This window comes from Microbacterium sp. bgisy189 (genome assembly GCF_965345345.1).
GTDB lineage: Bacteria > Actinomycetota > Actinomycetes > Actinomycetales > Microbacteriaceae > Microbacterium.
Window position 1 is genome coordinate 638,882 of sequence record NZ_CBDRMZ010000001.1, and the last position, 6,407, is coordinate 645,288.

Below are 6,407 nucleotides of genomic sequence, written 5' to 3' on the forward strand. Positions count from 1 at the left end.
TGTGAACGGTGTGTACTGGTGTGATGAGAGCGATCTGGAAGGGTGCGCTGACCTTCGGTCTGGTCAACGTGCCGGTCAAGGTGTATTCGGCCATCGAGGACCACGACGTGCCGCTGCACCAGGTGCACGCCGCCGACGGCGGCCGCATCCGATACCAGCGCATCTGCGAGATCGACGGCGAGGTCGTGCCGTACGCCGACATCGACAAGGCCTACGACGACGGGGAGCGCACCGTCGTGCTGACCAAGGACGACATCGCCTCGCTCCCGGCCGAACGCACCCGCGAGATCGACGTCGTCGAGTTCGTGCCGAGCGAGCAGATCGACCTCCTCACCCTCGACAAGCCGTACTACCTGGAGCCGGACTCCGCCTCGCCGAAGGCGTACGTCCTGCTGCGGCAGACGCTCGAGCGCACCGACCGCACCGCTATCGTGCGCTTCACGCTGCGGCAGAAGACGCGTCTGGCCGCCCTCCGGGTGCGCGGCGACGTGCTCGTGCTGCAGACGCTGCTCTGGGCCGACGAGGTGCGCGAAGCCGCATTCCCGTCGCTCGATGAGCCCGTGAAGATCTCGGAGAAGGAACTGGAGCTCTCGGCATCCCTCGTCGACAGCTTCTCGGCCGACTTCGACCCGCATCGCTTCACCGACGAGTACCAGCAGGAGCTGCGCACCCTCATCGACGCGAAGCTCGACCAGGGCGACGCGCTCGACACGTCGGAGACGTTCGGCGAGCGCGAGGAGGCGGGCTCCGGGGAGGTCATCGACCTCATGGCGGCGCTTCGCGCCAGCGTCGAACGATCTCGCGCCGCGCGGGGCGAGGATGTCGGCGATGGGGCCGAAGACAAGCCGGCGAAGGCGAAGAAGAAGGCCTCGAAGGCATCCTGACCGAGGTCAGTCGGGCTGCTGGTCGAAGTGCTTCTGGTCCAGACGCAGCGCCTCGGCCTCGTCGTGGTCGGTGACGACGTCTTCGCCCGCCGCGGCGGCTTTGCGTGCCTTACGGCGCTCGGCGAAGTAGTGCCACAGCGTCACCAGCGCGGTGCCGCCGACCGCGGCGAGCAGGATGAGGTCGATGTATTCGCGGACGAACCACGCGACCGGCGGAATGAAGCCGATGACGTACCCGAACATGGTGAGGCCGAAGCCCCAGATGACGGCGCCGATGAAGTTGTAGAGCGTGTACTTGCCCTTGTGCATGTGGCCGACGCCGGCAGCAACCGGGGCGAAGGTGCGCACGATCGGCACGAAGCGGGCGAGGATGATCGTGAGGCCGCCATACCGCTCGAAGAACGCGTTGGTGCGCTCGACGTTCTTGCGGCTGAACAAGCCGGATTCTTTGCGCTCGAAGATGGCCGGCCCGCCCTTGTGGCCGATGATGTATCCCACCTCACCGCCGACGAACGCGGCGAGGCCGATGAGCAGCGCGACCCACCATACGCTCAGCCCGAACACGCCTTCGGGCGCGTACGGCTGGCTGTGCGAGAGGAGCCCGGCGATGATCAGCAGCGTGTCGCCCGGCAGCAGGAATCCCACGAGCAGGCCGGTCTCGGCGAAGACGATGAAGCAGACGACCAGCAGGGCCCACGGGCCTGCGGCGCTGATGATCTGCTCCGGGTCCAACCACGGGATGAGCGCGGTGGGCATGTGGATGGCGAGGTCGAGCACTGGGTTCCCGTCGGTCGTTTCGATCGGCGTCGAGGGGCAGGTCGCCCCGATCCGTGCGGAAGGTGGGACTTGAACCCACACGCCCGAAGGCACAGGAACCTAAATCCTGCGTGTCTGCCAATTTCACCACTCCCGCGCGGTGATCAGTCTATCGGCGGGCTGTGACCGCCCACCCTGGGGATCACCCGAATCCGCACCTGTGGATAACCCGAACGCCAAGGGCCGCCGTCTTGTCAGGATGCTGGCATGTCCCTCGCGCACGCCTCGGCGACCGCTGAACCCGCCACGATCGCCGTTGCCGAACGCGTTCGTGACCGGCTTCGTGAGGAGCAGACCGATCCCGCGCGCGATCCTGCGCGAGCCAAGGCGATCGTGCAGGCCGAAGTACGGCGCCACAATGACTTCGCACCGGCCCGCGGCGCGGCGCCGATCGACGATGAGGCGTCGTGCGTACGCGACGTGCTTGCGCTCGTCGCCGGCTTCGGGCCGCTGCAGGTGCTGCTGGAGGATCCTGAGGTCGAGGAGATCTGGATCAACGCCCCCGACAAGGTCTATGTCGCCCGACACGGACGCAGCGAGCGGGCGCCGTTCGTGCTCACCGAGACCGCCGTGCGGGAGCTCGTCGAGCGGATGCTGCACGCGACCGGGCGGCGCGTCGATCTGAGTCAGCCGTTCGTCGACGCATCGCTGCCCGACGGATCGCGGCTTCACGTCGTCATTCCCGATGTGACCCGACGCCACTGGGCCGTCAACATCCGAAAGTTCCTCCGCGCCTACCGCGGACTCGACGCGCTCGTCGGCGCCGGCTCACTCGATCGCGAAGCAGCGGAGGTGTTGACCGCCGCGATGCGCGACGGGCGGAGTGTGCTCGTATCCGGCGCGACCCACGCGGGGAAGACGACGATGCTCGGCGCGCTGATCGGTGCGTGCCCGTCGGATCATCGCATCGTGACCGTCGAGGAGACGTTCGAGCTCGACCTGCGGGCACCCGATGTCGTCTCGCTGCAGGGCCGACAGCCCAGTCTGGAGGGCACCGGCGAGATCAGCCTGCGCAGGCTCGTGAAGGAGGCGCTGCGCATGCGCCCCGACAGGCTCGTCGTCGGCGAAGTGCGTGATGCAGAGGCGCTCGACCTGCTGCTGGCGTTGAACACTGGTGTGCCGGGCGCGGCGACGATCCACGCCAATTCGGCGACCGAGGCGCTCCGCAAGCTCGCAGCACTTCCGCTGCTGGCGGGGCGCAATATCGACCATGGCTTCGTCCTGCCGGCGATCGCATCCAGCGTCGACCTCGTCGTGCATTGCACGAAAGATCGCGATGGGCACCGCCGGGTCGCGGAGATCGTCGCGACGACCGGTCGTGTCGAGGGCGACACGGTTCAGACGCGCCCCGTGTGGTCGGGAGCGCGCCGATGACGGCACTGTGGGGTGTCGTCCTGGCGGCGGGCCTCCTGCTCGTCGCATCGCCGTGGCTCTGGCCGCAGCGCAGTGCCTCGCCGCGCGCCGCTGCGTCGAACCGACTCACCAGCCTTCTGGCGGGCGCCGGTTTCGCGCACACGCCGACAGGGAGGTGGATCGCGATCGGCGCGGCAAGCGCCGTCGTCGCCGGTTCGGTGGGGCTGCTCGTCACGGGACTGCCCGCGGTCGCCGCCGTCGCCGTCGTGGCCGGCGGCGCGGCGCCCTTCGCGTGGCTGCGCGGGCGTGCCCGACGGCTGCGACGCACGAGACGTGCACTCTGGCCAGATGTGTGCGACCTGCTCATCTCGTCGGTCCGCGCGGGGCAATCGCTCCCGGACGCGGTCGCGGCGCTCGCGACCGTCGCGCCCGCGCCGCTCCGCCCTGCGTTCGCGTCGTTCGCAGGCGACATCGCTGCATCGGGGCACTTCGATTCGAGCGTGCTGCGACTGAAGGCGCGGCTCGCCGATCCGGTCGCCGATCGCATCCTGGAGACCCTGCGCATGGCGCGCCAGGTGGGCGGCACCGAGCTGACCGCCGTGCTGCGCGCGCTGTCGACGGCCGTCCGCGCCGAGGCCGCGCTTCGCGCTGAAGTCGAGGCCCGTCAGTCGTGGATCCGAGGTGCAGCCGTGCTCGGGGTCGTCGCGCCATGGGTGATCCTCGTCCTGCTGTCACTGCGGCCCGAAGGAGCGCGCGCCTACGCGACTGCGGAGGGAGTGACGGTCGTACTCGCGGGCGCCGTCGTGTCGGTCGTCGCATTCCGCCTCATGCTGCGGGTTGGACGACTACCCGAGCCCAGGCGGTGGTTCGGATGACCGCCCTCGTCGATGTGGCGCTCGCTGTCGTCCTCGGGGGCGCGCTCGCGACAGGTCTGCTCCTGGCCGCGGTGCGGATCCCTCGTTGGTCGGCGCCCACGCTCGCTGCTCGTATCGCACCGTACGTGCGCGATGTGTCCGACCCGCAGGGGATCACGCCGCTTGCGCCGTCGCTGCGATCGTGGCGCGACCGCAGGGACCGGTGGGTGTCGACATTCGGTGGCGTCGAGTCGGTGCACCGACGCCTCGGGCAGGCCGGGTGGTCGACCGACGCTGTCGCCTTCCGTGGCAGGCAGCTGGGCTGGGCTGTCGCCGGCACTGCGGCCGGGGCGGCCCTCGTGGTCGCGCTTGCGGTGGCCGACCGACTGTCGCCTGGACTTGCGCTGCTGCCCCCGTTGTCGGGCTTCGCCGCGGCGGCACTGTATGACTTCCGACTCACCCTCGCCGCGCGCCGCAGAACGACCCGGATCGAGGAGGAACTCCCGACGGTGCTGGAGTTCTTATCGCTGTGCCTGGCGGCCGGCGAGGGGCTTCGCGATGCCCTCCGACGGGTGGGCGATGTCGGTTCGGGAGAGCTGACAATCGAACTGCGCGCCGTCGTACTCGCCACCGGCACCGGCACCACGTTGACCGACGCACTGGCCGAACTCGCCCGACGGGTCGACCTGCCAGCGCTCTCTCGCGCGGTGGACCACCTCATTGCGGCCGTGGAGCGGGGCGCGCCACTTGCGACCGTGCTGCAGGCGCAGGCATCCGACGCACGAGAAGAGGCGAAACGCGTCCTCATCGAGCAGGCCGGCCGCAAGGAGATCCAAATGCTGCTCCCGCTCGTGTTCCTCATCTTGCCGTTGTCGGTGCTGTTCGCCGTCTTTCCCGGCATCGTCATGCTTCGACTCGGGCTCGGCTGAGCCCGCCACACACAGATCCGAAAGGAGACGGACATGATCCGTGAGACGTACCGCCACCTGCGCACCGCGTGGGGTCTGGTCTGGACCGACACGTGGGAGGATGAGCGCGGGGACGTGCCGGGCTGGGTGCTCATCACCCTGATGACCGCAGGGCTGGTCGTCGTCATCTGGGCGCTCGCGGGACCCGCGTTGGCGGGTCTGTTCGAGCAGGCGATCGATCGCGTCGACGGCTTCTGAACCATGCGCGCGCTGTGGGACGACGATGACGGGTCAAGTCCCGTCGAATTCGTGCTGGTCGGCGCGCTGTTGACGATGCTGACGTTCGCCGTCGTGCAGTTCGGCCTGGCGGTCTATGTGCGCAACCTCGTGCACGACGCCGCTGTCGACGGCGCGTACCACGCGGCGCTCGCCGACACGACACTCGGTGAGGGCGCCGACCGTACTCGCACGGTCGTCGCTGACACCGTCGGAGGGGACATCGTCGACGCGGTCGTGGTGCGAGAGACCGACCTTCTCGGTGGGCCGACAGTCGAAGTGACGGTCGCGGCGAGGCTGCCACTGTTCGGTCTGCTCGGACTCCCACGGTCGATGGAGGTGACGGCGCATGCGCCCGTCGAATCCTTCGGATGACGCAGTGCGCGGTGACGATTCGGGGTCGGCATCGCTCGAGTTCATCCTCGCCGGTGTCGTCATGCTGGTGCCGCTGATCTATCTCGTGGTCACCTTGGGGATGCTGCAGGCCCACGCCCTGGGCGTGGAATCGGCCGCACGGCACGTCGCGCGAAGCATCGCGACCGCAGCCGATGCCGCCGAGGGCGACGCGCGCGCCGACCGGATCGTCACCGCGGTCGCCGAGGAGTACGGCATCGATCCGTCGACGATCGAGATCGATGTGTCGTGCACCACGAGCGGTGCGTGTCCGGCGCCGGGAGAGGTCATCGTCGTGACGGTGTCTGCCTCTGCCGCGCTCCCGCTCGTCCCGCCGCTTCTGGGGATCGATCAGGCAGCACGCGTACCGGTCGAGGCGGTCGCCGTGCAGAAGGTGTCGCGCACATGGACAGGATGAACGGGGCGGACGACGAGGGCAGCATCCTGCCGCTCACGATCGGCTACGCGCTGCTCGCGATCGTGCTGATCCTGGTGTGCGTCGACGCCACGAGTCTCTATCTCGCCCACAAACGGACCGAGGCGATCGCCGACGCCGCCGCGCTCGCCGGATCAGACGGCTTCGAACTGGCGGGCGACGCGGATGCGCCCGTGCTGCGTCTGACCGATGCGGACGTCGAAGCGCAGGCGTCCGAGATCGTCGCCGTCTACGGTTCGGCATCCCTCGTCGATGCGCGGACACCCGACGGCGCCAGCGCGCGGGTGACGGTTTCGAGGCTGTGGCGTCCGCCCATCATGACGTTGTTCGTTCCCGACGGGGTCACGCTGGAGGCAACGGCGACGAGTCGCACTGCATTGCGGTGACCGCGACGTCGGTTCAGCGGCGGGGCACGAACCGTGGCACCCAGCGCAGGAATGCGGCGGCGCCGAGCAGTCCGACGACTCCCATCAACCCGGTCGCGACG

Annotated in this window: 9 protein-coding genes and 1 tRNA gene; 8 read left to right on the top strand and 2 right to left on the bottom strand. The window is 69.1% G+C overall.

Annotated features, from left to right (window positions below; translation table 11 throughout):
• Positions 1-23 precede the first annotated feature (23 nt).
• Entirely contained in the window at positions 24-884 is an 861-nt protein-coding gene (locus ACSF8R_RS03040; RefSeq protein ID WP_434810356.1) for a Ku protein, read from the top strand.
• Between the two features lie 6 nt (positions 885-890).
• On the opposite strand, the gene ACSF8R_RS03045 is transcribed toward ACSF8R_RS03040, so the two are convergent.
• Positions 891-1,640, bottom strand: a complete 750-nt coding sequence (locus ACSF8R_RS03045) for a DedA family protein (RefSeq protein ID WP_434810392.1) — start codon at positions 1,638-1,640, stop codon at positions 891-893.
• A 75-nt stretch (positions 1,641-1,715) separates the two neighbouring features.
• Positions 1,716-1,797: transfer RNA gene (locus ACSF8R_RS03050), tRNA-Leu, on the bottom strand.
• A 110-nt stretch (positions 1,798-1,907) separates the two neighbouring features.
• Between ACSF8R_RS03050 and ACSF8R_RS03055 the strand changes: the two genes are divergently transcribed.
• Genes ACSF8R_RS03055 through ACSF8R_RS03085 form a run of 7 tightly spaced genes read left to right on the top strand, consistent with a single transcriptional unit; the run spans position 1,908 to position 6,306 of the window.
• Complete coding sequence (locus ACSF8R_RS03055; protein WP_434810357.1) at positions 1,908-3,074, top strand: CpaF family protein; 1,167 nt, start codon at positions 1,908-1,910, stop codon at positions 3,072-3,074.
• A complete protein-coding gene (locus ACSF8R_RS03060) occupies positions 3,071-3,928 on the top strand; it encodes a type II secretion system F family protein (protein ID WP_434810358.1) in 858 nt (285 codons plus the stop codon). The genes ACSF8R_RS03055 and ACSF8R_RS03060 overlap by 4 nt, the downstream gene beginning before the upstream one ends.
• Positions 3,925-4,836 carry a type II secretion system F family protein gene (locus tag ACSF8R_RS03065; protein WP_434810359.1) on the top strand — a complete coding sequence of 304 codons (912 nt, stop codon included), beginning with the start codon at positions 3,925-3,927 and terminating at the stop codon, positions 4,834-4,836. Before ACSF8R_RS03060 ends, ACSF8R_RS03065 begins: the two co-directional genes overlap by 4 nt.
• Before the next feature lie 33 nt (positions 4,837-4,869).
• Positions 4,870-5,073 carry a hypothetical protein gene (locus ACSF8R_RS03070; RefSeq protein WP_434810360.1) on the top strand — a complete coding sequence of 68 codons (204 nt, stop codon included), beginning with the start codon at positions 4,870-4,872 and terminating at the stop codon, positions 5,071-5,073.
• Between the two features lie 3 nt (positions 5,074-5,076).
• Positions 5,077-5,466, top strand: a complete 390-nt coding sequence (locus tag ACSF8R_RS03075; RefSeq protein ID WP_434810361.1) for a TadE family protein — start codon at positions 5,077-5,079, stop codon at positions 5,464-5,466.
• A gap of 4 nt (positions 5,467-5,470) precedes the next feature.
• Positions 5,471-5,902 carry a TadE/TadG family type IV pilus assembly protein gene (locus ACSF8R_RS03080; RefSeq protein ID WP_434810362.1) on the top strand — a complete coding sequence of 144 codons (432 nt, stop codon included), beginning with the start codon at positions 5,471-5,473 and terminating at the stop codon, positions 5,900-5,902.
• The gene (locus tag ACSF8R_RS03085) at positions 5,890-6,306 is read left to right on the top strand and encodes a pilus assembly protein TadG-related protein (RefSeq protein WP_434810363.1); all 417 of its coding nucleotides are present in this window, start codon (positions 5,890-5,892) and stop codon (positions 6,304-6,306) included. Before ACSF8R_RS03080 ends, ACSF8R_RS03085 begins: the two co-directional genes overlap by 13 nt.
• Positions 6,307-6,407: the final 101 nt, after the last annotated feature.

Bases quoted from the DNA above. Each gene is read 5' to 3' on its own strand.
- ACSF8R_RS03085 (WP_434810363.1), top strand. From the start codon at position 5,890: ATGGACAGGATGAACGGGGCGGACGACGAGGGCAGCATCCTGCCGCTC.
- ACSF8R_RS03065 (WP_434810359.1), top strand. From the start codon at position 3,925: ATGACCGCCCTCGTCGATGTGGCGCTCGCTGTCGTCCTCGGGGGCGCG.
- ACSF8R_RS03070 (WP_434810360.1), top strand. From the start codon at position 4,870: ATGATCCGTGAGACGTACCGCCACCTGCGCACCGCGTGGGGTCTGGTC.
- ACSF8R_RS03060 (WP_434810358.1), top strand. From the start codon at position 3,071: ATGACGGCACTGTGGGGTGTCGTCCTGGCGGCGGGCCTCCTGCTCGTC.
- ACSF8R_RS03075 (WP_434810361.1), top strand. From the start codon at position 5,077: ATGCGCGCGCTGTGGGACGACGATGACGGGTCAAGTCCCGTCGAATTC.
- ACSF8R_RS03055 (WP_434810357.1), top strand. From the start codon at position 1,908: ATGTCCCTCGCGCACGCCTCGGCGACCGCTGAACCCGCCACGATCGCC.
- ACSF8R_RS03045 (WP_434810392.1), bottom strand. From the start codon at position 1,640: ATGCCCACCGCGCTCATCCCGTGGTTGGACCCGGAGCAGATCATCAGC.
- ACSF8R_RS03040 (WP_434810356.1), top strand. From the start codon at position 24: ATGAGAGCGATCTGGAAGGGTGCGCTGACCTTCGGTCTGGTCAACGTG.